We start from the raw sequence: 26,509 nt of genomic DNA on the forward strand, positions 1-26,509 counted from the left end.
TATGTAGCATAACATATTTTATTAGTTAAATTAACTATTCAAATATTTATACACTTGTTCGGGTAAATCAATACCCTTTTCTATTGTATCTGCACTACGTTTTTGTTCAATCTCACCAGGAACAAGTACTTGGTCAAAATTTGGTGCTGTTGGAGCATCATGTAATTCATGAATCATTTGTGAGACACTTGCCTTGAATTGGTTAACATCACCAAAAATATTTGGATCTAATACATATAAATATTGTCCTAGATTACGTTTTTGTTCGTAATCACCATACATTTTTGAAATGTGCGGACCAAAAGCTGCACTTGCTAAAATTCCAGAGAGTACGTCTACTACTAGTGCCATACCATATCCTTTTGGTCCTGCAAACGGTGTTAAAGATTTTACTTGGTGAGGGTCTGTGGTTGGTGTCCCTTGTGCGTCAACTCCCCATGTATTCGGAATCGTCTCACCTTTTTCACGTGCATATAAAATTTTTCCGAATGCTACATTGCTTGTTGCCATGTCCAGAATGATAGGTTTGTCGTTTGTTGGAAAACCGAATGCTACTGGATTTGTTCCAAAATACGGCTCTTTTCCACCAAAAGGTACAACTGCTGAGTCTGTTTGAGAACACATAATAGCAATTAGATTTTCACTTGTTGCTTGTTCAAGAAAATATCCGAGAGCTCCGCAATGGCTACTTTCTTGAATAATTGTTGTACATGAGCCATGCTCTTTAGCTATTTTAATCGTTTCATCCATTGCTTCTTTACAAATGACATGCCCGAAACCATTATCCCCTTTATAAATAAGATGATTTGTGCCCCGTTTTTCGACTGAAAAATTTGGATTTTTCGTAATTCCGCCTGCTTTCAAACGTGTTATATAATGCTCCACACGCATTACACCATGAGAACTTACACCACGTAAATCTGCATAAATCAAAACATCTGCTACTTGTGCAGCTGTTTCTGTGTCAACACCTTGAACTGTAAACTTTTGGATAACTAATTTTTTTAATGCCGGTACGGACATATTCATTGAAATCCTCCTCATTACTTAAAATAGATTTGTGCTTTATTCGTGTTGTATTGTTTTGTCTCAAAGTAAGAAATCACTTCATCAAATGCGATTTTTTTCGTTACATAGCCTTTCTTTATGTCTCCTGATTGCATATAGTCCATGACTGTCTTAAAATCTTCTAATGTTGCATTACGACTACTTTTTAATGTTAACTCTTTTGAATGAAATTCAGGATCGTTAAATGTAATCGTCTTCTTCATTAAGCCAATAAACACTAATGTTCCGCTATTTTCTACGTACTGGAACGAAGATTCCATTGATTGTTGATTGCCTGTTGCATCAAATACAACTGTTGGCAATTCACCATTAAATTTTTCATGAAGCTGAGCCATTACTTCATTATTTACAACAATCACGTCATCCGCTTTCGACCATCCCTGACCTTCTTTTAAACGTTCCTCATTCAAGTCCATTAAAATCGTTTTTGCTCCACGTAATTTAGCAAAGCGTGCCGCTCCTAACCCGATTGGACCTGCACCAATAACAAGTACCGTATCATTCTCTGTTAGCACTGAACGACGTACCGCGTGAGCACCGATAGCTAAAGGTTCAACAATGGCTAATTGATCTCCTGACACTGCGTTATTAGTAATCACAATACTTTCATCGACTACGATATACTCACCCATACCACCATCCATATGTACGCCTAATACTTTCAGTGATTTACAGCAGTTCGTTTGACCTCGACGACATGCAACACATTCGCCACAATAGATGTACGGAATAACTGTTGCACGATCCCCTACTTGAATATCTTTAACTGCTTCTCCGACTTCTTCCACAATAGCTGCCAGTTCATGGCCTAAAACACGTGGGTAGCTAAAGAATGGCTGTTCACCTGCAAAAGCATGTGTATCTGTTCCACATATGCCAATATGTGTGATCTTTAAAAGAACATCATGGCTTTTTTCAATACTTGGCTTGTCTATCTCACGTTGTATCATTTGAAACGGTTCATTAATAATCAATTGTCGCATGCTATTCCCTCCAATAATCTATTGATTGTTGATAATTGTTTAATAACTTCTGTTGCATCACACTGGAAATATTGCTCGATAAATTGTTGCATTTGTTCTGCTTGTCCTTGCTCAAATTGTTCATGAATATCTGTCAATTTTTCTATAACATTATCAGATTCGCGCATTGAAAAGCGTGTTGGATTCATTGCAAACATACCTATTGCTAAAGCTTGATAATATATTTCCGTTTCAGCATATGGTGCAATACGTGCTTGCCACTTTGATAACTCATTTAATTGAATGTCATATAAGTGATGCTCGATAAATGGATTTAAAAAACGTTCAAAAACATCTTGCTGATAGTCTTCATCTACTTGGAATCGTTGTGTAAAATCATTTGTTACTTTTTCAATAAAGGCTCGAATACCCGCATTAGAAAATGCTTCTCTCACAGTTTTATAGTTATAAATCTTGCCAAATGCAGAAAGTAAAATGTGACTACCATTTAAAATGGCGACCTTGCGTTTGCGATACATGTCTAAATCATCAAAGACAAAAGGTAATTCAAGACTTGTTGGCCAATGTTTAAACGGTTCTTTCTGATCAATCACAAATAAAAAATAGGGTTCACAAACTGTATATAAGGCATCTTTCCCCTTATAATCTAGCGGATAACCCGTTACGATACGGTCTACTAGTGTATTACAAAAGGCTAAAGTAGCAAGCCATTCAAGAAATGCTGTAGGGAAAGCCCAGTCTTTGGCATGTTGCAGACATATATTTTTTAATGTTTTACCATTTTGTTCAATCAATTCAAGGGGTACGATAGCCAATTGTTTTTCACCTTGAAAATGATCGTAATAATGTTTTAGGAATACCGTTAATTTTGCTGCATAGCTTGTTGGACAGGCAGTAGGATAAGGGATATTCTCGTAATAAATTCCTGCCTCAGTCGTATTAGAAACAATCATTTCCAATGTTTCCGATTGTGCATATTGTAAAAATTTATGCCAGTTTTCATACGGATTAATGGTATCTTGAATAGCTTTAACGATAGTTTCTTCTTCTACAACCTCACCATCTTTTAACCCACGTTCCTTCACTGTAAATTGTAACTGTTGTTCTTCTAACTGCTTTACCGTTTTTCCTCTTTCTGTTGCGGCGACTGAAACGATACTAAAAGGGACTTGTAGTTTTTCAATTGCCAAGTCAAAAAAGCCTCTCACAAAATTTCCGTCACCTATTTGCATAATTTTAATAGGATGCTTCATCTTATTTCTCTCCTACATCGTAACGCCATCTTTAAAAATAGCGATTTCTTTAAATCCATATTTTTCATTATTCGTTTGTACTTCTCCTGAAGCTAAGGCTAAAATATAATCCATAAATTCATCGACTAATACATCTATCGGTTTATCTTCCACTAATTGCCCTGCGTTAAAGTCAATCCAATTTTTTTTGCGTTCATAAAGTGGTGTATTTGTTGAAATTTTGACTGTTGGTGTTGGCCCTCCAAACGGCGTTCCCCTCCCTGTTGAGAAAAGAACAATTTGGCAACCTGTTGAGGCAAGAGCCGTTGTTGATACTAGATCATTACCTGGGCCATTTAGTAAATGTAGCCCCTTTGTTGACATACGGTCGCCATAATCAAGCACTTCTTTTACTTCTTGGAATCCCCCTTTTTGAATACAGCCAAGTGATTTTTCTTCCAATGTTGTAATACCACCTTCTTTGTTTCCTGGAGATGGGTTTTCATAAACAGGTTGGTTATATTTAACAAAATAATGTTTAAAGTCATTTACTAAATGCACGATATCCTCAAAAACAGATGCATCTTTTGCACGTTCCATTAAAATCTGTTCAGCACCAAACATTTCTGGAACTTCCGTCAACACTGTTGCTCCACCTGCAGAAATCAACTGGTCAGAAAATACTCCAATCATTGGATTAGCTGTAATGCCAGAGAAACCATCACTACCGCCACATTTCAATCCGATTTTCAACTCCGAAATGGATAACTCTTGTCGTTCAAATGTCGTCGCATATTCAAATGCTTTTTCAAGCAATCGTTGACCCTCTTCCATTTCATCTGCTGATTCTTGAATATTTAAAAACGCTACGCGATGTTCATCATAATGACCGATTGTTTTCTTAAACAAATCAATATAATTGTTCTCACACCCTAGCCCTAATATAATGACTGCTCCTGCATTTGGGTGGTGAATTAAATTAGCTAAGATTTTTTGTGTATACTTTAAATCATCGCCGAGTTGAGAGCAACCATATGGATGAGCAAAATGCTGTACTCCGTCAAAATTGTCAGCGTTCAATAATTGATTGCCTAGCTTTGCCAAGTTTTCAGCTACTTTGTTAATGCACCCGACCGTATTAATAAGCCAGATTTCATTTCGTACACCGACCTGTCCATCTTTTCTACGATAGCCCTTAAACGTGCGTTGTGCGTGACGAGGTTTAGCTACGGGATGTGTTTTCGGTTTAAATTCATAGCTTAATTCACCCGATAAATTGGTTTTCATATTATGTGAGTGAACCCAACTACCTGCTTGAATTTCTTCTGTTGCATGACCGATTGGAAACCCATATTTCATGATATGTTCATCATTAGAAAGAGTAGTGATGGCAATCTTATGCCCACGTCGTACTTGTTGCTGTAAAGTTATTTCTGTCTCATCCAATGGAAATAAAAAGCCTTGAGGAAGATCACTCAAGGCTATGGCAACATTGTCCATCGGATGAATTTTAATAACTGATTGATTGTTCATTTTAATCCACCTTTTCTATTTCTAAGCTATTTCTTTATGAACGATTGGCTTAACGAATTTAATAACTGCTAATGAAGCGATGACTGCTAAACCACCTGCAAGTAAGAATGCTGCAGAGAACGTTCCTGTTTTATCTACTAGGAAACCTGTTAAAGTTGGCCCAATAATACCAGCTGTGTTTGCCAGGAAATGCATAAAGCCACCAACAGATCCAACATATTTTGATTCCACAACGTCATTAATAATTGCCCAGTAAATAGCACCTGTTAAATATAAGAAGAAAACAGAGGTAGCAACAAGCGCAACAGCACTAACTGTTGTTGTTACAATACCTGCACAGCCAATGGATACAGCTGCTAAGAATAAACATGTAACTAGCACGACTTTACGAGAGAATAAGACACCCTTACTCATAAAGCGTTTATAAATGAAATCCGATACAATTCCACTCAATGCTAAACCTAAGAATCCTAAAATCCATGGAATAACAGTTACTATACTCATATCTTTAACGCCCATACCACGAGCGTCTACTAAATAGCTTGGGAACCAAGTTAAGAAAAAGAATAGGATATAGTTATAGGCAAAAAACGCAAAGGCCGTAAATAATACTGTTGATTGTTTTAAATAGTAAGATAGTCCAAGACTATGATTGATATCATCTGCTGCCATTTCTAAGTTGGCTATTGGTTCTTTAATGTCCACGTTTTTCGGTTTTTCTTTTACTACTTTAAACCATACAACTGCCCAAATAAATCCGAGGATCATAATCGCAATAAATGAATATTTCCAGCCATATGCTAATGCAATATAACCAACAATTGGACCTGCAATGGCTCCACCAAGTGGCGTACCACTATTGGCTAGCCCTACTACTGATGCACGTTTATCTGGCGGAAACCAGTTATTCACCATTTTATTAATGGTTGATGATAATGGCCCTTCCGCCATACCAAAGACGATACGAACAATAATCAATGAAGCGAATCCAACGACTAAAACCATTGCTCCACTGAATAAAGACCATACAATCATCGCTACAAATAGGGTTAACTTTGCACCAAATCTATCGGATGCCATCCCTCCTAAAAAGTTAAATATCGCATATCCAACAGAGAAACTACTAAAGATAATTCCTAATTGTGTCGAAGTTAGATGAATATCTTCTTGAATAAATGGTGCCGCAATCGATAATGCCGAGCGGTCTAAATAGTTAATGACACCAGCTAAAAACAACATAATAATAACAACAGTTTTGCCATCCCCAAAAATACCTTGTTGTTTCATATATTTCACCCCTAATATTTGAAATAATTTCTCTTCGTTAAACCCCTGAGTAGGACATAAATCCACCATCTACAGGAATCGTTACACCAGTGACGAATGCTGAGTATGTATCATCAGCTAAAAATAATAATGTTCCTAATAAATCTTGTGGTTTTCCAAAACGTTTTTGTGGTGTAGCTGTAATGATTTTTTCTGAACGTGCTGTTAATGAGCCATCTTCTGTAAGCAACAGATTACGGTTTTGTTCGGTAATAAAAAATCCAGGTGCAATAGCATTAACACGTATACCCGCTTCTGCAAAATGAACAGCCATCCATTGTGTAAAGTTATTAATCGCTGCCTTTGCCGCACTATATGCAGGCACTTTTGTCATAGGTGCATAGGAACTCATAGATGAAATATTAATAATCGTCCCCTTCGTTTTCAGCAATGCTTCACCAAAAACTTGGACGGCTAAAAATGTTCCTGTGAAATTATTCGAGAATACGCTTTCAAAACCGCTTGGCGTTAATTCAAAGAAATTTGGTGTAATAGATTCTTCTTTATATACTTCATCAGTAGTAATGGCATCTGGATGATTGCCCCCCGCCCCATTAATAAGCACATCAATTTGACCATATTGCTGTAAAATTGCTTGTCTTGCTGCTATTAATGACTCCTTATTCAAAACATCAACGGGAAAATTAATCGCTTCTCCACCATTTTCTTTAATCGATTGGACGACTGCTTCTCCTTTTTGGGCTGTACGATTTAAAATAGCAACTCGCATTCCTTGCTTTGCTAACTCCTTTGCCATCTCAGAACAAAGAACACCACTACCACCTGTCACAACAGCTACTTTATTTTGTAATGCTTCATGCACCTTACTCACCTACTTTTAAAATGACTTTACGCACTTCGTTTGGATTTTTCTCGATAAATTGAAAAGCTTCTTTTGCTTCATGTAATGAGAAAGTATGTGAAATTAAACCTTGTTGCTGTAGCTTTCCAGCATCGACAAGCTTTACTACGTTTTCAAATTGGAACGTTTGCAAACGTGATCCTTTTATCGACAATTCCTTTTTCGTAATGGGCAGTGGGGCGAGTTCAATTGCTTCTTCCGCAAAACTAAGTACAACCACTCTTCCAGCAACTGAAGCTGCATCAATAGATTGTTTAAATGTTAGCGGAATACATACCGCATCAATTGATACATTGACACCTTCTCCATCTGTCCATCTACCAACAGCTTCTAATAAATCTTGTTCTTTCACATTTATAACTTCATCTGCACCAAGTTCTTTTGCATAAGAAAGTTTAGAGGCATCTAAATCAGAGATCATAACACGAGCATCCATTAATTTAGCCATCTTTAAAATACAGATGCCAATCGGTCCTGCTCCTTGAATTAATAGCGTCTCACCAGCTTGCAATTCACCGCGGTATACTGCTTGTGCACCAATTGTATACGGCTCGATTAAAACTGCCTCTTCAAGAGATGTGTGGTCTGCTACTTTATGTAGTTGCTTTTCAGAAACAACAAAACGCTCACGCATACCGCCATCTTCATGCACACCAAAAACAGATAATTTTTCGCAGACATTTGGTTGTCCTTTGCGGCAAGCATAACATTCACCACAATAACGGATTGGTTCGACAACGACTTTGTCCCCAACTTTTAATCCTTGAACCCCTTGACCAATGTCTAACACACGTCCACCTACTTCATGCCCTGGTACGCGAGGTAAAGTCGCTAATGGATTCGAGCCGTGATAAATATGCATATCCGAGCCGCAAATGCCAACATATTCTGTTTGGACAAGGACATCTGTTGGCCGTGTTATCACTGGTTCTGCTACATCAATTAAAGCCATTTCAAAAGGCTTGTTTACTTGTAATGCTTTCATACACTTCACCTATTTCTTTAGATTTTCATAAGCATCCCAAAGACCGTTTAAATACATAATGCCAAGTGCTCGGTCATATAAGCCGTAACCTGGACGACACTGTTCTCCCCAAATATGGCGACCATGATCTGGACGTACATAGCCTTCAAAGTTTTGCTCATTTAATGTACGCACAATATTTTTAATATCTATTGAACCATCCGATGTAAAATGTGAAGTTTCAAAGAAACTACCATTCTCCGAAATTTTCACATTTCTAATATGGGCGAATGGAGCACGGTATGCATATTTTTCAGCAATAGCTACCATATCATTTTGTGGGTCCGCACCCATTGAACCTGAGCAGAACGTAAAACCATTAGCCATTGAATCTGAAATTCTGATTAATTTTTCATAGCTTTCTGCTCCCGTAATAATTCGTGGCAAACCAAAGATTGAGTACGGTGGATCATCCGGGTGAATCGCCATTTGAATACCTGATTCTTCTGCTACTGGTAAAATTGCTTGTAAGAAGTAAGCTAAGTTCTCCCAAAGTTTGGTTTCATCTACTTCTTTGTACTGCTCGAATAATTCTGAAAGTCGAGCTAATCGTTCTGGTTCCCATCCTGGAAGCGTTAAATCCGAAGAAGCACTTACTTCATTCACAAGTTCTTGAGGATCTAAATTCATTACTTTTTCCTTATCAAAATAAAGGGCCGTTGAGCCATCTTCTAACGGATGAAATAAGTCTGTACGCGTCCAATCGAATACTGGCATGAAATTATAACAAATTACTTTCACACCAACCTCGCCAAGATTACGAATCGATTGCTTATAGTTCTCTATATATTTATCACGAGTCTGCAGTCCTAATTTAATATCTTCATGTACGTTAACACTTTCCACAACATCTGTATGGAATCCGAAAGATTGAATATAATTAATTTCATTTTGAATGGCTTCTTTTGTCCATACTTCTCCGGCTGGTAGGTGATGTAAAGCCCATACAATTCCTTTCACATTCGGAATTTGCTTCACATCTTCTAATGTCACTGTATCATTGCCACGACCATACCATCTAAACGTCATATTCATATTAATTACCTCCTAGTTTGATAAATTTTCTATATATGCCTTTGCACGTTCAACAACGCCTGCATAACCATCTTTTGCATATGCTTTATTTAAATCACTACCAATACCAACCGCGACTGCCCCCGCTTCTAACCATTCGTTCATATTAGCTAAACCAACACCGCCTGTAGGCATAATCGTTACATGTGGTAGTGGCCCTTTAACGGTCTTAATAAAGTTTGGTTCAAATTGATTTCCCGGGAATAATTTAATAATGTCACTTCCACCTTCAAGAGCTGTCACCATCTCTGTAATCGTCATACAACCTGGTAAATACGGTATGCTATAGCGATTACAAATCGTTGCAATGGCAGCATTGTAGCTTGGACTAACAACAAACTTTGCACCGTTTAAAATCGCGTGGCGCGCAGTCTCAACATCCAATACCGTCCCAGCACCAATTAATGCATCACAATTACGTAATGCTTTAAATGTTTCTTCTACAAAAGGCGTAGTATACGTTATTTCAATTGCTCGAATGCCACCTGTAATTGCACCTTTTGAAATTTCTGTCGCTTCTTCAGGTGAATTTCCTCGAACAACAGCTACAACTTTTGCATCTGATAACGCTTTCAAAATTTCGATTTTTTGCATTCCTGACAACTCCTAACGCTCAATTAGTTTTTCATCGCCAATAAATTGCTTTAATTCTCGTAATGACGGAAGCCCCTCATTATCTCCTTTAATCGTTGCCACAAGTGCACCCGCACCATTTGCCAAACGCAGCCGTTCCGGAATATCATAACCATTTAAATAGCTATATACATAAGCTGAATCAAACGCATCTCCCGCTCCAACGGTATCGATCGCATGAATGGAGAATGCTTCTTGATCATACTGTTCAGTAGTTGTATAAACTGAGGCTCCATGTTCACCTTTTTTAATAATAATTTCACCTATTTTGTAACTCTCTTGAACGTCTTTGACTGTACGCCCTTCAAATAAAAGTTCAAATTCGTCCTGTCCTGCTAGAAGGAGATTGATTGATGGGTATACTTTTTCGTATACTGCACGGGCATCTTCTATAGTCCATAACTTTAATCGTAAATTCGGATCAAAGGATATAGGAATATTTTTTGCTTGTGCTAAACCAATCAATTTCAATGCAACATTAATGTTATGTTCACACACTGCTAAATACACACCGCTAATATGTAATAAATCCACATCATCCAGTACTGACTCATCTAAACGATCTTCTGTTAACTCAAGTAAAGGTGATGGATTGCGGTAATAAAACGATTTACCTGCACCGCCTTCTCTAATTTCCTTGAAGTAAATAGAAGTTGGTATATATGGTGTTTGTATTACATGTGATACATCAACCCCTTCACCACGGGCAAAGCTGTAAATCAACTTGCCAAATTCATCGTCTCCAATACAACTAATCCATTTTGCTTCCATATCTAAACGTGTAATACCTATTGCAAAATTTAATTCTGCACCACCCACCGCTCGCTCAAAAGAAGGAACGAATCGTAGAGGACCTGTTTTAGACGGATTAAAAACGACCATTGCATCACCAATCGTTGCAATTCGTTTATTTCTCAATTTTTTCATTCCCTTCTTTAATAAAACGTTTTAGTAAAACGTTTTATTAATACTATCACGAAATTTTTCGTGTTGCAACAATAATCTGATTTTTAAGATTATTAGAATGAACTATCGTTTCTTCAAAAGTGGATGTAATCTTCTAGAACTTAATAGAAAAGCTGTTAGGTACGATTTTATTTCTCTTTTTTGAATCATGAATAAACACTACAAACAAATAGTAACCATATGTATTCATGTTTAAATACAAATAAGCTATAAAGAAAAATCTCTTCACAGCTTATTTGTATATTAATTATTTAATGCTACCTTTTTTATTTCCACTTATAGTAACATTCGAGATGACAAATATATAAAATAACTTTCAACTCAAATGGCATACGATTCCTTGCATGCAAATTTGATATTCTACACACATTTGTTTAAATGGCTATGAATGAGCTCCTCTACCTGTGCTTTTAGAGCTTGATTAGCATAACGTAGCACTTCATCTTCACCTGCTGTTTTGATGATTACATCGCTGAAATATTCATCAATTTTGACCCACTTTACAACGGCAATATTTTTCTTAGCCAGGACTCGCCTTTTATTGTAGAAATCATGTCTTATATCTTTTAATAAATCCTCCACAATATGGATGTAAATTTTGGACATTTTTAACTTTTCGAGCGATGAATAGTCTTGTTGTAATGACCTGATGGCCATGTCTAATTTTATAAACTCATACAAAACACTACGATCCTCACCATTAATCATTAACGTCCACCATCTTTGCGTCTTGGATTTTGTCAAATGCAATACGTTTGATAGCCATATCCGTCTCAAGTAACAATTCCTTTTTGATTGTATCAGTTCCTGTAACTAGCCCTGTCTCGTCGTGCAAATTATTGTTGTTCCACAGCGTTAACGTAATCAGTTTTTGCATTTTAAAAGCACGTTGTATAGTCTGTTCTATTTCCTCTAACTCCCACTCGGTTAATTCTCGCATTTTATCGTAAAATTGCTCTTGCTTCCACACTTTAATGAGACCAAGATGCTCAGGAAGCATCATCGCCGTCCACTTCATTGATCCACGGTCACGTATCATCTAAACACTCCTCGAATTCTTAATCGTTTTTTATCTCGTCTTATCTCATTCACTCCTTACGCTAAATGCCCACCCACTAAGCGATTACGTGTAATAGCTGTGCCAGCCTTTGTATAAGAAGCCGCCCTTAATAAGGCTACAGCTCCATATTTTCTTCGAATGGCATCCATAACGTAGCCAATTACTTGTCGTTGCTCCTTGCGCTCATCAAATAAATCCAATTGGATGCTGTGCTCTGGTTCTAGATTCGTTATTCTAACTGACAATTGACGTGCTGGCTCTCCCGCAAAATACTCATCCAGTAATTCCAGACAAGTTTTATACATAACTAACGTTTCACTTGTTGGTACTGCAATCGTTCTAGAGCGGTGAAATCCTTTTGTCATAGCATTTCGACTATAGGACAGTCCTAAGCTAATCGTACGGCCAACATACCCTGCTTCACGCGCTCGCCTCATAACGTCCTCACACATTTCAAGTAGTATCTATTAAATTATGAGCATTATAACTGATGAGCATTATTAAACGTAGTAAAGCCTTGTTATATCAATAAATTACTCACATTTAATAACTTAATAACCTGAGCATATTCAAGCACTTAACATAATAACAAAAATATGGTAACATTCTAGTGTTTTAATGGAAAATATGAGCATATGTAGAGGTGATCGAATGAAAAATAATTCAATAATAGCTTTTTCAAGTAAGATCGATAATTTACGTTTTAGTGTTCAAGGCGTGAGAATAGAAGTATTAAAAAAGTATCGCGATAGCGAGCCTATATTTAATAGACATGCAGTAATTGTTCTGAAAAATAAACAAAATAATAGATTATGCGTACATCCCTTTACTGATTTTATTTTTTATTATTGGAAGTATCGGGCATATAATACTCAAAGGCTTCATGCTAACTATCTTTGTTCATTTTTAAATTTCATACTTATCGATAATCGAAAAAAATTCAAACTTACATCGTTAAAAGAACTTCAATTTTCCCATGGAACAACATTTTTGAACGAATTATCGAAACAAGAGAAATCAAGAATAACAATTCAAAAAGCAGAAAGAACCTTAACTCTATTCTTTGAGTTCTTAGTCAAAAAAAAATTATTGATTCATATTACAGAAAGTGATTTTAAAAAACAAATTCTTTGCGGAAAGCAAAATCAAAAGTATACAATATCTCCATTTAAAGGTGTTATTAAACCTAAAAATAAAAAAGATCATATTGCACACGATTTACCAGAACGATATATTTTACCTTTTATTGAATTAGCTTTTAAAGTGGCGAACCCTATCGCTTTAGGGGTTTATTTACAAATCTTCGGAGGAATTCGTCAAGGTGAGCTCGTTAACATTCAAAGATCTGATGTGACCTCTATTGGTTCTTTTGGAGAATTTGGTGTTGTAATTAAACTTCAACAAAAAAATATGAGAATGGATATTAATGACAGCTCCGGCTCAAGTGGTGTTAAAAAGCCTAGAAGACAAATTGTTTTTCCTATTCAAAATTGGTTACAGCATCTATATCAATATCATTTAAAAAAATATAATCCTGTAGATGGATCGGATGCACTATTTGTAAACCGTGATGGAAAAGCTATGTCTGGGCAAAGTTATCGCGCCTATTTTAGTAAACTCAAAAAGGAATTTTTAAAACAATTAAGAAATTCTACTAATACTGAGGACATTATTTATAGTGTAAAATTGGAGGAAAAAAAATGGTCTACTCACTTAGGGAGAGGAATATTTACAAATCTATTAGCTGAAGAAGCTGATAATCCATATGATATAGCTCTACCTAGAGGTGATTCTAATCTTTCAACATCCTTAATTTATCAAGGAAATACAGAACGTATGAGAAGTAAACTTGAAAGCAGAATGGAAGAATTATACAAGGGATACCTCCCTAATTTAAATAATAATTAAAGTTTGGAGGAATAAGAAGTATGTCATATTTAACTTCTACAGAAGCAGCAAAAGCATTGGAAATTTCTTATAAAAGTCTACTTCAATTAATAAAAAAAGGAAAGTTAGATGGTAGTATCAAAATACATGGCTCATGGCAGATTCCTGTTAAATCAGTGGAGCAATACAAAGTAATATCTTCCTCTCTATTTATACCCAAAGGCTATTTAACTGTTTCTCAAATTGCTAGACAGCTTAATTTAACAGTTGGATGGGTCACCAACCTTATTAGAAAAGGTACATTTATTAATGCGAAAAAACACGAAAATATTTGGATAGTTCCATCTAGTTCCATAGAAGAATATATTCAGTCTTGTGACTATTCACCTGAAGGATTCTTTTCAATTCCAGAAGCTGCTGAATACTTATCTGTTGGTGTATCATGGGTTAGCAAATTAATATCAAAAAAGGTATTGACTGATGTTAACATCATAAATGGTGTCCGTTATATAAAAAAGGATACTGTAGAAGAATATTTAAAATCAGTCTCATTACCAAAAGGATACATGTCTATTGCTCAAGCAGCAAAAGAATTATCCATGAGTACTAATGGAATTTTTTCATTAATAAATAAAGAGACACTTCCTGGTGCAAAAAAACAAAAAATCGCTTATCACCATGCGGGATGGATTATTCCCATTGATGAAATAATGAAATACAAAGAATCACAACATTCTGTGAAAGATATCGCTACTGAATTAGGGATTAGCCAAAGTTGGGTTAGACAATTAATTCGTCAAGGTATAATACACAAAACTAAAAAGAAGAGTAAGAAATATACAGTTTCTATAGAAGAATTAAGGAAGTACATTGAAAAGCAACAAAAAAAACAGGAATTAGAAAAAAAGCTAACACCCGTTGAATTATTTGAATACAAGTTAGCCGAAATAGAAATTCCTAATTCATTAAAAAAAACCGTAGAACTTTATCGTGAATTTGTGGCTTTAAAAATTAATAGTAGTCAGGGAAATGAGAAAACAATTCATAATGATGTCTTCCGATATATTAAGGCATTTAAACGCCTATGTAGTCTATTAGTAAATGAGATATTTTTTCTCAATGTAGAGCAATTAGAATCTGTCTTTAAAAATCCTGATTTGACGATTCGTGACAAGCAAATATTTATTTATTTTTTGGAATTTTGCTCAGGTAAAGGAGTATGCACATTTTCAAAACGCTACGCAGTTACCTCTATTAAAACTGATGAACAAGAAATATATAGTCCAAAGCAATTCTTAGACTATTATACTTATATAAAAGATATTAATCTTCACATTCAAAGAGCTATTCAAAGTAGGGATTATGCAATAACATGGTTATTTGTATCAATGCATGTCATTGATGCATGGAGACCTTCAGACATTATCAAACTTCCCAATGTTGCATTGGAAGTAACCAACATCCAAACCTTTGATCAAATCCTAGAAACAGAACTACAAATCGAGCAGGCACAAGCAATCATTAACCATCTATACAGTAGTGTAGAACGAATGTATATTAGTAAGACTGGCGCACTAGGACATTTTCTGGTTAATCAAGACATGGTTGTTCCAACTGCTACTGTACTTATCATCGCAGAACTCCACCGTAGAAATGAGAAAGACCACCGACTATTTAAAGTCGGCAAAAGGAAATTTGTCATTTTTGATAAAAAAACTCATTTCCAATCTTTTTTCGATAAACAGCCACAACTTATAGATTTTCAAAGCCGAAAAATGAATAGAACTCTCTTGACTTATTTTTTTTATAGTATTGTTGGAGGAAATGGAAATTCCGATATTGCCTATGAATTTTCACAACAATTGAGAGGACATACTAATAGAAATTCTACCTCTACTTACATTCAATCAGTAAACAATGATGGACCTATAAATCAAGTAAGTCTAAATCTGTTTAATCGAGGACACTTTGGCTGGCTATACTATCATATTATTCATTTATCTATACCAGAAGCATCACAATTAGATTTAAAGATTAAGACAGCATTTATTGAGCAACTTAAATATGAATATAGCCCCTATCAGTTGGAACAACTTAGCCATTTTTTAATACGCCAGCAAAATAGTAAAGAATCTCTAGCCTTGAAATTATCTTCCCTTAGCGATCAGGATTTGAAAACTTTGCTTTTAAAAATATATAAAGATGAAATGCCTGCAAAGTTGCAACACGTACAATGTTTGAACTATCCAAGTTGTTCTTATCCAACATCGACAACTTGTTTACACTGTGAATACGCAATACCGAAAATATATGTATTGATTTCAATTCAACATGAAATTAATCGATTAGTAGAGTCGATTCAAAAAACTGAGTTTCCTGCTATTAGAGTCAGAGATAGCAAGTTGTTATTTCAAATCCTAGATCTTTTAAGCCAGGCTGTACAACAATTTGGTAAACCTTATGTTCAAACTTTTATAAACCTTACCGATGTGAAGCAAAAGATGATCACTATTAAAAATTTAATTAGTGAGGAAATATAATGACAAAATTCCATGCAGCCCTACAACGAAAAGAAGTTGTAGATAAATTAAGTGATAAGTCTATATTAGAAAGTATTGAATTTGTTACTTTTAACATTGAAGAACTTCAGGTTTATAAAGATATGTATAAAGAGTTAGCTCAGCTAGGCTTTATAGTAATGGGAAATTTTGAAGACCCATTGTGGTTAGTTTCGGGAGAATCCAATAATATTAAATTTCACTTTAATAATGATATCTATGGCGAAATTAATTTAGCCTTAAAATGCTATTCCGTTCAAAAAATGTATAACCGGATTACTACACAAACCGTTCGCGCAAATGTTAGACAAATAGGAGAAGCAATACAGATTACTCGAGGATTCCGATTAGATCATGTAGAACAATTAGAAGATGCAATTAATCATTTTTCTAAACATATACAATATCCTTTTTGTAACAGTATTAGGGAATTCCTTACTTTTTATAATCACCCTCACTCAGATATATATTATGACTTGTGTTTGAATTATAATACGAAAATTTCAAATGTACGAAAGCTACCTAATTATCACGATATCTTAGTTTTTGATTACGCTTTGGATCTATTTTTTCAGTCCTGTACTTTTGATGAAGAAAAACTGCAGTATTTTCCTATTTTTTTATGGTGGAGAATTACCCGTATAGTTCCTATGCGTCCCATTGAATTCTATAGTTTACATAGGGGGTGTGCAACAATCGACGAAGAAGGAAGGTATTGGATGGTTTTACCAAGAAAAAAGAAAGCCTCAAGTGGTCCAGGAAAGCTTGAAATTACGGATACTATCCAAGTCAACCAAGAAGTCTTTGAATTAATTGAAGAATATAAACGGCTAACATCTGTTTTTTCGGTAGAATCCAGTTATTTAATATCGTACAAGGCTTATAGAAAGTATGTGAAAACGAAAACTACAGAAAAGATACATAAGAAAATTGGTGCTTTTCAGTTTATTAATTTGATTGATCGATTTTATGACGAAATCATTGAACCAAAATTTGGAGATCTTGAAAGACTCAAACCTGGAGATACTCGACATTTTGCCTTTTGTAATATGATGCTACAGGGCTTTAATATGCTAACAATTGCTCGAATAGGCGGACATTCCCAACTTGAAACTCAATTGCATTACCATAGCCACTTAGATCATTTTGCTCATTCTTTTGTTCATCATGCTGCACAAATGCTACGGATGCAACGCAAGGATAAATGGAAATCTAATTGGATTACTGAAACTCATACAGTGATTGCCAAAAGTCAGCTTTTCAAAGCTAGTGACTTTCAAGAAAAATATAGAGTAGAACATGGTTACTGCACAGATAACCCGGCACGTTGCAAAGTTGGCGATTGCCGTTTTTGCGAATTTTATTTCTTTTCTCCATTAGACAAAATAGAAGGATTGACTTGGTTAAAAAACCATTCAATCCTTCTAGAAAATAGATTAAAGGAACAAATAGACCTCATGAGATACGTAACAAAATCAATAAATTATGATTGTGAAAATTTTACATTCCAACAATCTGGTCAAGAAAGACTATCCTCAATATGCAATGAATTAAGAAGAGTAATGGATCAAAAGGCTATGGTTGATTCTTATCTATTGGAGGACGAATTGTGAAAATAGGTGCACCCCAAAAATATACGGACAAACAATTAAAAGACATCTTATTAAAATATATTTCAAAAAATCCTGGGATAAAGATTAATCCCTCTCTTTTAGAAAGAGAGACAGGTATTAACCGTTTTATATGGTCAAGAAGAATGTCTGAACATATTGCAAAGATTAATGAACCTGTACAATTGGAGGCTACTAACGGTGAAGTCTCGTTGCCCTTACCAAACGTTGTTGAACTCGTTGAAACAAATTGGAATAACAAGACTGGATTGATCAGTGCATTAAGCCATTTCAATGATATGGTGAGTAATTTATATGGAAAGGCGCGAGACTATGATTTGGTGGTTAAACAAAACTCAGAACTATCTGCTTATTTGTCTCAAAAAGAAAATCTAATAAAAAAACTTGAAAATGAATTAAAATTACTCAGAAAACAGTATCTTGAAGTAGCTGTTAAAAGCACTTATAAGGTTTTTCAGGAAGAAGAAGGATTAGAAAAAATTATTTCTATCACAAAAAATAAAAAAACACAAGATCGTGCCTTAAATACTGATATTGTAAAAATGTATCCCGAGTTATTTGATGACAGTGATGAATCGTAAGAAGTACAGTTTGGATTTAGATACTCAGATTTCAGAAGCTATCTAAAAGTTTGAAAACTATCTAAATATCTAGAGTGAAATAACGCTAGCCACTGTGACTAGCGTTATTTTTTATGATTTTTTATCACTTAGTCAATTTCTAAAAACGAAAGTAAATTCTCAGAAAATAACCCATCATCTTTAAAATCTGCTGAACGGATTGTTTCCCAAATCTTAAAACTATTTTTATCATTACTATCATATTTTATAACTTCTTCTAATCTTGGTACATTAAAATGGATTTTACTCTTGCCTGCAGCTTGAATCAAATTAAAATTTGTAGTTAACATTGATCGTTTAGTCTTTGTACTCAATGGCTCACCTTTACTACCTATACAATTAATAGAGTCAATTTCTTCTTTATAAAAAATACTACTATGAAGTTGATCTAAACTTTCAAAATCTAATTTTTCTAATAGTTCTTTAGGCAAGTCAAAATCATTTACGATAAAATACTCTACTCCAAGATGCTTACAGAGTTCCACTAATACTAAAGCAGTAATCTTACCATGATGGGGTATAATAGCAATATTATTAAAATTTAAATATGTATCTGCATATTTTTCATTATTAGCTTTCTCACATACTCTCTTTTTAATTAATTCCTTATAAACTAATAAATCATTTGGTCCTTCTACTAATAACACCTTTTTACTGAAAATAATTCGGTTTAAATTAGGTTCGATTATTTTTATATAGTTATTAAAATCATGAATCTTATCTAATTGGTAAGGTTTTTCCCCCATAATATTTTCAAATTCAAGATTATATTTATTAAACGTAACTTTAGATTGTTTCTTTTCATCATCGAATTCCAACCTAATTATTCCCTTTGTGTCAAAAATATCAATCATTTTTTGAGAATGAGTTGTGTAGATCACTTGATGTCCTTTTTCAGCCAAACTACATAATATCATTTTATAAAAATATTCTTGATGATTTTCATGTAAAAAACTTTCTGGCTCTTCGAATAAAAATACACAACGATCCTCATCATTAGACTCAGCAATTGCTTGAATTACTGCCATAACAAACATAGATATATATCCATCACCAAAATGGTCAATCGGTATAAGATTTTCAGAATCACCATTCAATCCAATTTTAAATATCATTTCTAAAAATATATCTTCATAATCAGGCAAACAAAAATCAATTTTACAATTGTTATTCCTCAAGTTATATGAATAATTAGTTTGTATTCTATTGATAAAATCTAAAAGCTTTGAGGAATCAAGAACATCATCCGTTAAATCTTTCATTTTAGAATTAAAGATTTCTTTTTTATCACTCATGGTATTATCTGAAATCACTGTTTGTTTAATAAACTTAGCCAAAAATGAAGTTAAGTTCCCCCAACTGGTTTTTTTAGTTGATATTTCTTTTTTTATTTCATGGAAATTTACATAGAAAACTTTATAATATTTTATTGCACCTGCCGCTGTTTGATTATAGCTTCCATCTGGAAAAGTAGATTCTATTTTTGCATTAATAATTTCTGAATCATCCAATGTCATAATTAATCGATGGTCACCACTCAAATTAGCTGTTCCACTATTTGTTTTTTGTTCTTCACTACTTTGCAATGTAGACGTAATTGAAATAACATTTTCGTAATTTCTATTATGGAAATCATCTAAATTAAATGTTTCCTTATTGATATATTTTTCAGTAAGACCAATTAAGATAGCATTTAATAAATTTGTTTTACCTGCATTGTTATATCCGACTATTGCTATCGGCTTTTTATAATCAGCATTAGGAAAAGTGATTAATTGACATTCTCCAAATGATCGATAATTTTTCACTTGTATTTCATTTACTCTAATAAAGCTCATCGTAGCATCCCCTTTTAAAATTTAATTTATTATTAATCTTTATCTAATACACTTCAGATTTTACATAAAAACCCAATTCAAAAATTTTAAACGAATTCGAAGGAGACTAAGGCTCTGACTATCGTTGACTACGATCAGATGAAACTTAATAGAATGGGGAGAAACCCAATTTAACCACATTGTTGAAGGAAGATAAATCGAGCCTCTATTTTTATTTTCTACAAGTTTCTTAAACCTATTTAATATTATTGTTGATTTTTAAATGTAAAATAATTGAATCAGAGCTTTCCCTAAAATTAGATGTAGCCAATTTTGATCTAGTTATTAAACCATAAGTAATTCCATAAAAATGTTCTAATGATAAGAATTTATAGTAATTATTTCTTTGATCCATAAAATTAAAAATTGTTTTCTTTTGATTTTCAATATGACTACACAAAACTTCTAAATCAGACAAACTTATATAATCACAAAATTTAACTTTTGAATTTAATTTACCTAATTCTTCTTTAAATTTATTTTCATAAAATGGAACTTTCGGGAACCTTTGAGTGAAAACTGAAATTATATATATTTTATTTATGTCTCCAAAATACCCTGGCTTATCTTTTATTATTTTTTCGTAAGCCTCATTCGCTTGTAAGATAGGATTGATAGCATACTTTTTAAAATCTTCATTCGTACTCTTCTCATCTGCATTAACCTTTGTTTCCCTTCTAATTTTCCCTCCTTTTGCTTCAACAATTAGTAATGATTTTCCAATCTTTACATACGCATCTGATGAGTCTAAATTATCGTGACCAAATTTAAATTCTTTAATAAATTCATAAGGTAGTTTTGAATGTTTTTTCACTGAATTTTCCAAAATATTATTTACATACTTCTCAAATAATCTTCCGTAAAAGCTTGGAAAATCTCTATTTCTTCTTTTGCAACAATTTAGTAATTTAAACCACAGCCCATCAAACATTGCTGCTTCTAAAAACGGTAATGAAAATAATACATAATGATTATTATAATAAAAGAATGGCTTAGATATTAAACCTTCTGCATCGTAAAAATTATCAATATTACTTAATGCCCATCCTCTTAATTCATCTACATTAACTGTTAAATCATCTAATACTTTTTTATATTTACCCTTCATGCTAGTAGATTCATAATAACTCTCCAAAATCCCGACTAAATTATTCGACAATAGTACTTCTTTTTCTGTTGCCTTTAATCTCGCATGTATAGGAAACAAAACAGAAATATAATCTTTTATAGAATAACCATAAAACTCTTCAAACAAGTTATATATGTCTATATATTCAGGATCATTTTGATCAAAATCAATAAATATTTTCTCATATATTTCATGTTGTCTTGATACTACTCTAGTTATATCCTCTGTTCTATTGGCTAACCATGTTTTTAATAAAGTATTTTGCAAACCTTCGTCTGTATCTACTTTATCATTAATTAGTGAAGTAATTTTTAGAACTGTAAGTAACACATTATACGTATCAGAAAATTTATTTTCAAATCTACTATTAGGATTTTTAGTTCCAAATGCTAAGTACATTTTTATTGCATAATTTAAATTAATAAAGTCAAATAAATAAATTGAATCAATACTTTTAATATCTTCCATGTATAAAAAATATTCTTTTAACTGCTGAACTTGATTTTTTCTTAATTCTTCATCATATAATGAAAATTTAGAGATAATAGTCAAAGCTTTTTCAATCTCAATCTTTTGAATATCTTCTATTACTTCTTGAAAACTTGGTTTATAAGGAAATATTTGTTCGTAAGATAGATAACTCCCCATTACTTTGGAGGTCTTTCTAAATTCTTCAGTAATCACTAAATACCACCATTCCATATTTGTTACTTTTAAACCCATTAAATCATAAAAAAGTCTAATCCAATCCTCTTTTAACAAATACCTCTCCTCTGATATGTGGAGAGTAGAATAAATTACATAATAGAACATTCAATTAAATAAATAATTAGCTAAAAAAATAAAATGGAAAACATTTTGCTATTTTTTTATTGTTTAAATTTTTATTTTGGATTTTTATCAATACCAAACACTACCTATGGCAAATTAACTTTTATACAATCTTCAATTCATTTTAACATAAATACCCATTTATTTATCTAATCTTACTAACAATCTAGCCCGTTTGTGGAACAAGAAAAAATCCTGGCATACAGGATTTTTAATCAAACTTTTTATAAATATCGTGACTTTATTTCAAATCTACAGTCGTTAGCTGTATGGTTGAAATTAGTAAAACCTTTTCTTTAAATATTTACTTATAATTAGGCTGTTTTCTCAAAGATTGTTGTTATCGAACTAACTAGGTAGTTTAGGCCAGGTCATTAATTGGTTTTTTAGGTAAAATACAGATGAATTTTGCAGGGGTCTTCCAACTGTAGAAGGAGCCGAATTATGAAGTTAAGGAAAATAGCATATACAGGATTATTGGTAAGTGCTTTATTAACGGGATGTACGAAGGAAGAAACTAAAGTCAACAACGCGACGATGGGGAAGGACGTTTCAACTCCTGAAGGCTTCAACAAATATGGAATTGAACCAACGTTGGAAGCTTGGATTGCCTATCACGCCGAAGATATTACCAAAACAACCGACGTGAACGAATATTATCCGAAGGCAGATCGACTCACTTCGGAAATGAAATATTTTCGGGTTCAAGGCGACGACCTTCAAAAGGACTTTGAAAATCTGAATGTGCTTCAAATTTTGATGGGACATCTTGTTTATGTTTTATCGAGACAGGACACATTAGAGCCTAATAGGGCAAAGTTCAATAACGACTTAAAAAAGTCTTTTAAGTATTTCACTGAATTACTTCACGATCTCGACATTGTAATAAATTACGATGGAAAGGGCGAAACATTCGGGCTCACACGCCAATTAGACGGGAACAAGGTTAAAGAATTGGAATCGTACCTCTATGTAAATTAACGAGTTTCGAGGTCACTTCTAAGGGTGGGCTATATTTTGGATGTCTAGCAAGGTCTATGTCTCTAAATAAACGATTTAACATAAATTCAGTTTAGTATATATGAAGGGCTTTAGTTGAAGGAGGATTTACTGAAACTCAAAAGACAAAGAGCAAGTTGACCTACAAAATGTGCAGAATCAACTTGCTCTTTATGTTTTAACAGCAACAATCTATACGAAAACAACCTATAATTAAAAATTCGAAGCTCAAAGCGAGCCCTGGTTATTTGTTTATCTGATTAATCAGTAACTTTTCTACTTGTGTTTTTAAAGCTTGATTAGCATAACGAAGTACTACATCATTACCTGCCGTTGCGACTTGGACGTCACTAAAGTATTCATCCACTGGTTGCCAACCTACTACTCGGATACGAAGTTGTGCAAGTTGCTGTTTAAGGTTAAATAATTCTTGTCGTAAATCCTTTAACAAAGTATCCATTAATGGCTGAAAGACAATTTTCATTTTAAATTGTTCTGTTTTCTTGTAATCAATCTGCAAAGATTTCACTGCTAATTCTAACAATAGATATTTGTGAAGTAGTTGCCTCTCATCGGCTTTAATCATAATAATCAGCATCCAGTTGTGCTGAACATATATTTTTTAATGGAATACGTTTTATTTTAAGAAGAGTCTCAAGTATAAGTTCGTTTGTATTAATATTTATAGAATTTATTTTTCCTATCCATTGAGTGATTTTACCATCTGACCAAACATCTAATTTAACGTTTTGATGCTGATTGTAGGCTAGATCTATCGTTTGTTGTAATTCTTCTAATTCCCAATCGGCAAGCTCTCTTTGTTGTTTTGCATATCCTTGCTTATACTCCCTAAGTAGCTCCAAATGCTCTGGTAACATCATCGATGCCCATTTAATATTACCTCTGTCTTTTATCATCAAATCACTCCTATGCCAAATGACCACCAACTAAGCGATCACGATTAATAGCTGTACCTGCACTAGTAAATGAAACAGCTCGTAATAATGAAGTTGCCCCAAACTTGTTTCGTATAGCATCCATTGTATGACCAATTATTTGACGTTGAGGTTTATGTTCATCAAATAAATCAAGTTGAATACTACGTTCAGGCTCTAAATTTGATATCCTTACTGATAATTGACGAGCTGGCTCACCAGCAAAGTGTTCATCTAGTAACTCGATACAGGTTTTATACATCGTAAGTGTTTCACTTGTTGGTACTTTAATCGTTTTGGATCGATGGAATCCTTTAGTCATAGCATTTCTGCTATAAGAAAGTCCTAAGCTGATTGTTCGACCTACATATCCTGCCTGCCGTGTACGCCTCATTACATCCTCACACATTTCTAAGATGGGGACCGCTATTTGGCGCCTTGTATGATAACTTTTCATTAGCATTTGGCTTTTTCCAAAACTTAATGGTCCGTTTGTAATTAGAGGCTCCCCGAGTTTTGATAGATCAATTCCCCATGCGTGATAAAATAATTGATTACCCATAACACCAAAGCGTTTTTCTAATTCATTTAAATCTGTATTAGCTAATCCACCAACTGTTTGTATTCCCATAGTATTTAAATTGACTTCCATCTGTTTACCGATTCCCCACATTTCAGAAAGTGGCCGTACTGGCCATAATTTCTTTGGAATATCTTCATACGTCCATTTGGCAAAGCCTATTTTCTTTGCATCTAAATCTAAAGCTAGTTTAGCTATTAACATGTTTGGTCCCATACCTACTGCACTAGGAACATTAAACTGGTCAAGAATCGCTCTTTGTATTTCCTTTGCAGTTTCTTCAGGTGAACCCCATAGCTTTTCTGTGCCTGTCAAATCCACAAAGCTTTCGTCCACACTGTATACGTGTATAGCATCCACAGGAACATAATTAGAAAGTAAATTTGTAATATTCATGGACATTTGAATAAAGAAACTCATTTTCGGCTCAAACAATCTAATATCAGGATGCTTTGGTATCTCATAGCGTCTACTACCAGTTTTAATTTTAAATTTCTCTTTCATCAATGGTGATGCTGCAAGTACAACGCTGCCCGGTTGGTCAAAGTTTGCTACTACTGCAACTGGAGTTTCAAGAATATCTAGCCCATGTAACATTGCTACACAGCTGGCGTAAAAACATTTCATATCAATGCACATAATAGGTCGATTTGGCATATCATCGTAATTCATACAACTTCACTCACTTTTCGGTAAACAGAAGTAACAGCGAAAACATTATGAATGATAACGGAACGTTTTGCCTGCTGTATTGCTTTAACTAATTGATCTCGCATCTCGATTTCCTCCCATTACCTTACGTAATTTTAATAATTAATCACAACATCCAATGAAGCTTCTCTTTTCATTACTATACACAAGAACATCTGTTTGTATACATATTAGAACACTTGTTTGTACCTTGACAAGCTTAAATTTATGGAAATAAAAAAACCAGACTCAAATTCTTAAAAATAGTACGTATATTAGAAATCCTCAAGCATTAAGGATATTAAAACAGGATAATTTAACTAATATCAAAACACAAAAAAAAAAAAGTTGTAGTCTTAAACAAAGTCTGCTCATTTATATAAAAGAGTTTCTTATTTCACTAACGGCGCAGGATAACAACGATATGGATATATGGCGGTAAAATAAATATTAAATAAAAGCTTGGAGATGAAAGTAATGAGGGTACTACGGGATTTTACAAGGGTACTATTGGAGACTCATAATTTTTTATTTGATTTCAGGCAATATTGTTGCTTATATCTACCAAAAATCAGGGACGAAAGATTCGATTACTTATGGAATTATGATGGTAATCTCAATTTTAATTATATTTACTGTTTTATATCGAAATAAACTGCAATTTAGTGGATGGTATAAAGGAGATGTTAAAGACAAACTCTCAAAAACATTGACAAAACGGCTGATTTCAATCGCACTATTATTAAGGGGGAAAAGGGAGGCCCTTAAAAAGTATATAAATGCCCTCAAAGCGTTTTAAGGTTTTTGTTAGATTTTTCTTACTAAGGGACATTTGAAAAACGCTAAAAAGGGCCTTCTATGACATATTAAGAGACATATGAAAATCGTTAGCAAAAAGAAAATAAAAACGCCCTGATTGAAGTGACCCCTAAAAGTTAGACACGGTTATTTCATTAGGCAGCTTGGGTAAAACGAGTTCGGTATTGCACCGGACTCGTTTTTAATTTTGCC

The 26,509-nt window shown here is 33.9% G+C and carries 23 protein-coding genes; 5 read left to right on the forward strand and 18 right to left on the reverse strand.

The features are described 5' to 3' along the window. Positions 1 to 30: 30 nt before the first annotated feature. The 13 genes from allD to ABH968_RS19925 all read right to left on the reverse strand — a co-directional run bounded on the left by allD (position 31) and on the right by ABH968_RS19925 (position 12,213). Positions 31 to 1,029, reverse strand: coding sequence for an ureidoglycolate dehydrogenase (gene allD, locus ABH968_RS19865; RefSeq protein ID WP_370046761.1), 999 nt, complete (start codon positions 1,027 to 1,029; stop codon positions 31 to 33). 14 nt (positions 1,030 to 1,043) lie between these two features. Further along, complete coding sequence (locus ABH968_RS19870; RefSeq protein ID WP_370046763.1) at positions 1,044 to 2,051, reverse strand: zinc-binding alcohol dehydrogenase family protein; 1,008 nt, start codon at positions 2,049 to 2,051, stop codon at positions 1,044 to 1,046. Continuing rightward, positions 2,039 to 3,304, reverse strand: coding sequence for a mannitol dehydrogenase family protein (locus tag ABH968_RS19875; protein ID WP_370046765.1), 1,266 nt, complete (start codon positions 3,302 to 3,304; stop codon positions 2,039 to 2,041). The genes ABH968_RS19870 and ABH968_RS19875 overlap by 13 nt, the downstream gene beginning before the upstream one ends. A 12-nt stretch (positions 3,305 to 3,316) precedes the next feature. Then, positions 3,317 to 4,816 (reverse strand): UxaA family hydrolase, encoded by a 1,500-nt coding sequence (locus tag ABH968_RS19880; protein ID WP_370046766.1) that lies wholly within the window; start codon positions 4,814 to 4,816, stop codon positions 3,317 to 3,319. A gap of 21 nt (positions 4,817 to 4,837) precedes the next feature. Next, a complete protein-coding gene (locus tag ABH968_RS19885; RefSeq protein WP_370046768.1) occupies positions 4,838 to 6,103 on the reverse strand; it encodes an MFS transporter in 1,266 nt (421 codons plus the stop codon). Between the two features lie 37 nt (positions 6,104 to 6,140). Further along, positions 6,141 to 6,974: an SDR family oxidoreductase gene (locus ABH968_RS19890; RefSeq protein ID WP_370046770.1), complete on the reverse strand. Its 834-nt coding sequence runs from the start codon at positions 6,972 to 6,974 to the stop codon at positions 6,141 to 6,143. Beyond that, positions 6,967 to 7,989, reverse strand: a complete 1,023-nt coding sequence (locus tag ABH968_RS19895) for a zinc-binding alcohol dehydrogenase family protein (protein WP_370046771.1) — start codon at positions 7,987 to 7,989, stop codon at positions 6,967 to 6,969. The genes ABH968_RS19890 and ABH968_RS19895 overlap by 8 nt, the downstream gene beginning before the upstream one ends. Positions 7,990 to 7,998: 9 nt before the next feature. Then, positions 7,999 to 9,063, reverse strand: coding sequence for a mannonate dehydratase (gene uxuA, locus ABH968_RS19900; RefSeq protein WP_370046773.1), 1,065 nt, complete (start codon positions 9,061 to 9,063; stop codon positions 7,999 to 8,001). A 12-nt stretch (positions 9,064 to 9,075) separates the two neighbouring features. Further along, positions 9,076 to 9,696 carry a bifunctional 2-keto-4-hydroxyglutarate aldolase/2-keto-3-deoxy-6-phosphogluconate aldolase gene (locus ABH968_RS19905; RefSeq protein ID WP_370046774.1) on the reverse strand — a complete coding sequence of 207 codons (621 nt, stop codon included), beginning with the start codon at positions 9,694 to 9,696 and terminating at the stop codon, positions 9,076 to 9,078. Positions 9,697 to 9,708: 12 nt separating this feature from the next. Continuing rightward, positions 9,709 to 10,662, reverse strand: a complete 954-nt coding sequence (locus ABH968_RS19910; RefSeq protein WP_370046775.1) for a sugar kinase — start codon at positions 10,660 to 10,662, stop codon at positions 9,709 to 9,711. A gap of 399 nt (positions 10,663 to 11,061) precedes the next feature. Then, positions 11,062 to 11,409, reverse strand: a complete 348-nt coding sequence (locus ABH968_RS19915) for a YhjD family protein (protein WP_370046776.1) — start codon at positions 11,407 to 11,409, stop codon at positions 11,062 to 11,064. Beyond that, the gene (locus ABH968_RS19920) at positions 11,402 to 11,740 is read right to left on the reverse strand and encodes a YolD-like family protein (RefSeq protein WP_370046777.1); all 339 of its coding nucleotides are present in this window, start codon (positions 11,738 to 11,740) and stop codon (positions 11,402 to 11,404) included. Before ABH968_RS19920 ends, ABH968_RS19915 begins: the two co-directional genes overlap by 8 nt. A 56-nt stretch (positions 11,741 to 11,796) precedes the next feature. Next, on the reverse strand, positions 11,797 to 12,213 hold the full coding sequence (locus tag ABH968_RS19925) for a DinB/UmuC family translesion DNA polymerase (protein WP_370046779.1): 417 nt from the start codon (positions 12,211 to 12,213) through the stop codon (positions 11,797 to 11,799). A gap of 199 nt (positions 12,214 to 12,412) precedes the next feature. Here ABH968_RS19925 and ABH968_RS19930 point away from each other — a divergent pair, with 199 nt between their 5' ends. The 4 genes from ABH968_RS19930 to ABH968_RS19945 are packed head-to-tail and all read left to right on the forward strand — an operon-like array spanning position 12,413 to position 18,418. After that, positions 12,413 to 13,669 carry a hypothetical protein gene (locus ABH968_RS19930; RefSeq protein WP_370046781.1) on the forward strand — a complete coding sequence of 419 codons (1,257 nt, stop codon included), beginning with the start codon at positions 12,413 to 12,415 and terminating at the stop codon, positions 13,667 to 13,669. Between the two features lie 20 nt (positions 13,670 to 13,689). After that, positions 13,690 to 16,188, forward strand: a complete 2,499-nt coding sequence (locus tag ABH968_RS19935; protein ID WP_370046783.1) for a helix-turn-helix domain-containing protein — start codon at positions 13,690 to 13,692, stop codon at positions 16,186 to 16,188. Further along, positions 16,188 to 17,819: a site-specific integrase gene (locus tag ABH968_RS19940; RefSeq protein WP_370046785.1), complete on the forward strand. Its 1,632-nt coding sequence runs from the start codon at positions 16,188 to 16,190 to the stop codon at positions 17,817 to 17,819. Before ABH968_RS19935 ends, ABH968_RS19940 begins: the two co-directional genes overlap by 1 nt. Further along, entirely contained in the window at positions 17,816 to 18,418 is a 603-nt protein-coding gene (locus ABH968_RS19945; RefSeq protein WP_370046787.1) for a hypothetical protein, read from the forward strand. Before ABH968_RS19940 ends, ABH968_RS19945 begins: the two co-directional genes overlap by 4 nt. A 128-nt stretch (positions 18,419 to 18,546) precedes the next feature. Here ABH968_RS19945 and ABH968_RS19950 read toward each other — a convergent pair whose 3' ends face one another. Together ABH968_RS19950 and ABH968_RS19955 are read right to left on the reverse strand one after the other, a co-directional pair. After that, on the reverse strand, positions 18,547 to 20,295 hold the full coding sequence (locus ABH968_RS19950) for an ATP-dependent nuclease (protein WP_370046789.1): 1,749 nt from the start codon (positions 20,293 to 20,295) through the stop codon (positions 18,547 to 18,549). Between the two features lie 235 nt (positions 20,296 to 20,530). Further along, positions 20,531 to 22,225, reverse strand: coding sequence for a hypothetical protein (locus ABH968_RS19955; protein WP_370046790.1), 1,695 nt, complete (start codon positions 22,223 to 22,225; stop codon positions 20,531 to 20,533). Positions 22,226 to 22,738: 513 nt separating this feature from the next. Between ABH968_RS19955 and ABH968_RS19960 the strand changes: the two genes are divergently transcribed. Next, positions 22,739 to 23,275, forward strand: coding sequence for a hypothetical protein (locus ABH968_RS19960; protein ID WP_370046792.1), 537 nt, complete (start codon positions 22,739 to 22,741; stop codon positions 23,273 to 23,275). 262 nt (positions 23,276 to 23,537) lie between these two features. Here the strand turns inward: ABH968_RS19960 and ABH968_RS19965 are convergent, their stop codons facing one another. The 3 genes from ABH968_RS19965 to ABH968_RS19975 are packed head-to-tail and all read right to left on the reverse strand — an operon-like array spanning position 23,538 to position 25,480. Beyond that, entirely contained in the window at positions 23,538 to 23,879 is a 342-nt protein-coding gene (locus ABH968_RS19965) for a YhjD family protein (protein WP_370046794.1), read from the reverse strand. Beyond that, positions 23,872 to 24,210 carry a YolD-like family protein gene (locus ABH968_RS19970; protein ID WP_370046796.1) on the reverse strand — a complete coding sequence of 113 codons (339 nt, stop codon included), beginning with the start codon at positions 24,208 to 24,210 and terminating at the stop codon, positions 23,872 to 23,874. The genes ABH968_RS19965 and ABH968_RS19970 overlap by 8 nt, the downstream gene beginning before the upstream one ends. 10 nt (positions 24,211 to 24,220) lie before the next feature. After that, complete coding sequence (locus tag ABH968_RS19975) at positions 24,221 to 25,480, reverse strand: Y-family DNA polymerase (RefSeq protein ID WP_370046798.1); 1,260 nt, start codon at positions 25,478 to 25,480, stop codon at positions 24,221 to 24,223. Positions 25,481 to 26,509 lie beyond the last annotated feature (1,029 nt).

This window comes from Lysinibacillus sp. RC79, from assembly GCF_041262405.1.
Classification (GTDB): Bacteria; Bacillota; Bacilli; order Bacillales_A; family Planococcaceae; genus Lysinibacillus.

Bases quoted from the DNA above. Each gene is read 5' to 3' on its own strand.
- ABH968_RS19910 (WP_370046775.1), bottom strand. From the start codon at position 10,662: ATGAAAAAATTGAGAAATAAACGAATTGCAACGATTGGTGATGCAATG.
- ABH968_RS19875 (WP_370046765.1), bottom strand. From the start codon at position 3,304: ATGAAGCATCCTATTAAAATTATGCAAATAGGTGACGGAAATTTTGTG.
- ABH968_RS19965 (WP_370046794.1), bottom strand. From the start codon at position 23,879: ATGATTAAAGCCGATGAGAGGCAACTACTTCACAAATATCTATTGTTA.
- ABH968_RS19915 (WP_370046776.1), bottom strand. From the start codon at position 11,409: ATGATTAATGGTGAGGATCGTAGTGTTTTGTATGAGTTTATAAAATTA.
- ABH968_RS19925 (WP_370046779.1), bottom strand. From the start codon at position 12,213: ATGTGTGAGGACGTTATGAGGCGAGCGCGTGAAGCAGGGTATGTTGGC.
- ABH968_RS19870 (WP_370046763.1), bottom strand. From the start codon at position 2,051: ATGCGACAATTGATTATTAATGAACCGTTTCAAATGATACAACGTGAG.
- ABH968_RS19970 (WP_370046796.1), bottom strand. From the start codon at position 24,210: ATGATAAAAGACAGAGGTAATATTAAATGGGCATCGATGATGTTACCA.
- ABH968_RS19935 (WP_370046783.1), top strand. From the start codon at position 13,690: ATGTCATATTTAACTTCTACAGAAGCAGCAAAAGCATTGGAAATTTCT.
- uxuA (WP_370046773.1), bottom strand. From the start codon at position 9,063: ATGAATATGACGTTTAGATGGTATGGTCGTGGCAATGATACAGTGACA.
- ABH968_RS19940 (WP_370046785.1), top strand. From the start codon at position 16,188: ATGACAAAATTCCATGCAGCCCTACAACGAAAAGAAGTTGTAGATAAA.
- ABH968_RS19930 (WP_370046781.1), top strand. From the start codon at position 12,413: ATGAAAAATAATTCAATAATAGCTTTTTCAAGTAAGATCGATAATTTA.
- ABH968_RS19880 (WP_370046766.1), bottom strand. From the start codon at position 4,816: ATGAACAATCAATCAGTTATTAAAATTCATCCGATGGACAATGTTGCC.
- allD (WP_370046761.1), bottom strand. From the start codon at position 1,029: ATGAATATGTCCGTACCGGCATTAAAAAAATTAGTTATCCAAAAGTTT.
- ABH968_RS19950 (WP_370046789.1), bottom strand. From the start codon at position 20,295: ATGAGCTTTATTAGAGTAAATGAAATACAAGTGAAAAATTATCGATCA.
- ABH968_RS19905 (WP_370046774.1), bottom strand. From the start codon at position 9,696: ATGCAAAAAATCGAAATTTTGAAAGCGTTATCAGATGCAAAAGTTGTA.
- ABH968_RS19885 (WP_370046768.1), bottom strand. From the start codon at position 6,103: ATGAAACAACAAGGTATTTTTGGGGATGGCAAAACTGTTGTTATTATT.
- ABH968_RS19895 (WP_370046771.1), bottom strand. From the start codon at position 7,989: ATGAAAGCATTACAAGTAAACAAGCCTTTTGAAATGGCTTTAATTGAT.
- ABH968_RS19920 (WP_370046777.1), bottom strand. From the start codon at position 11,740: ATGATACGTGACCGTGGATCAATGAAGTGGACGGCGATGATGCTTCCT.
- ABH968_RS19960 (WP_370046792.1), top strand. From the start codon at position 22,739: ATGAAGTTAAGGAAAATAGCATATACAGGATTATTGGTAAGTGCTTTA.
- ABH968_RS19975 (WP_370046798.1), bottom strand. From the start codon at position 25,480: ATGAATTACGATGATATGCCAAATCGACCTATTATGTGCATTGATATG.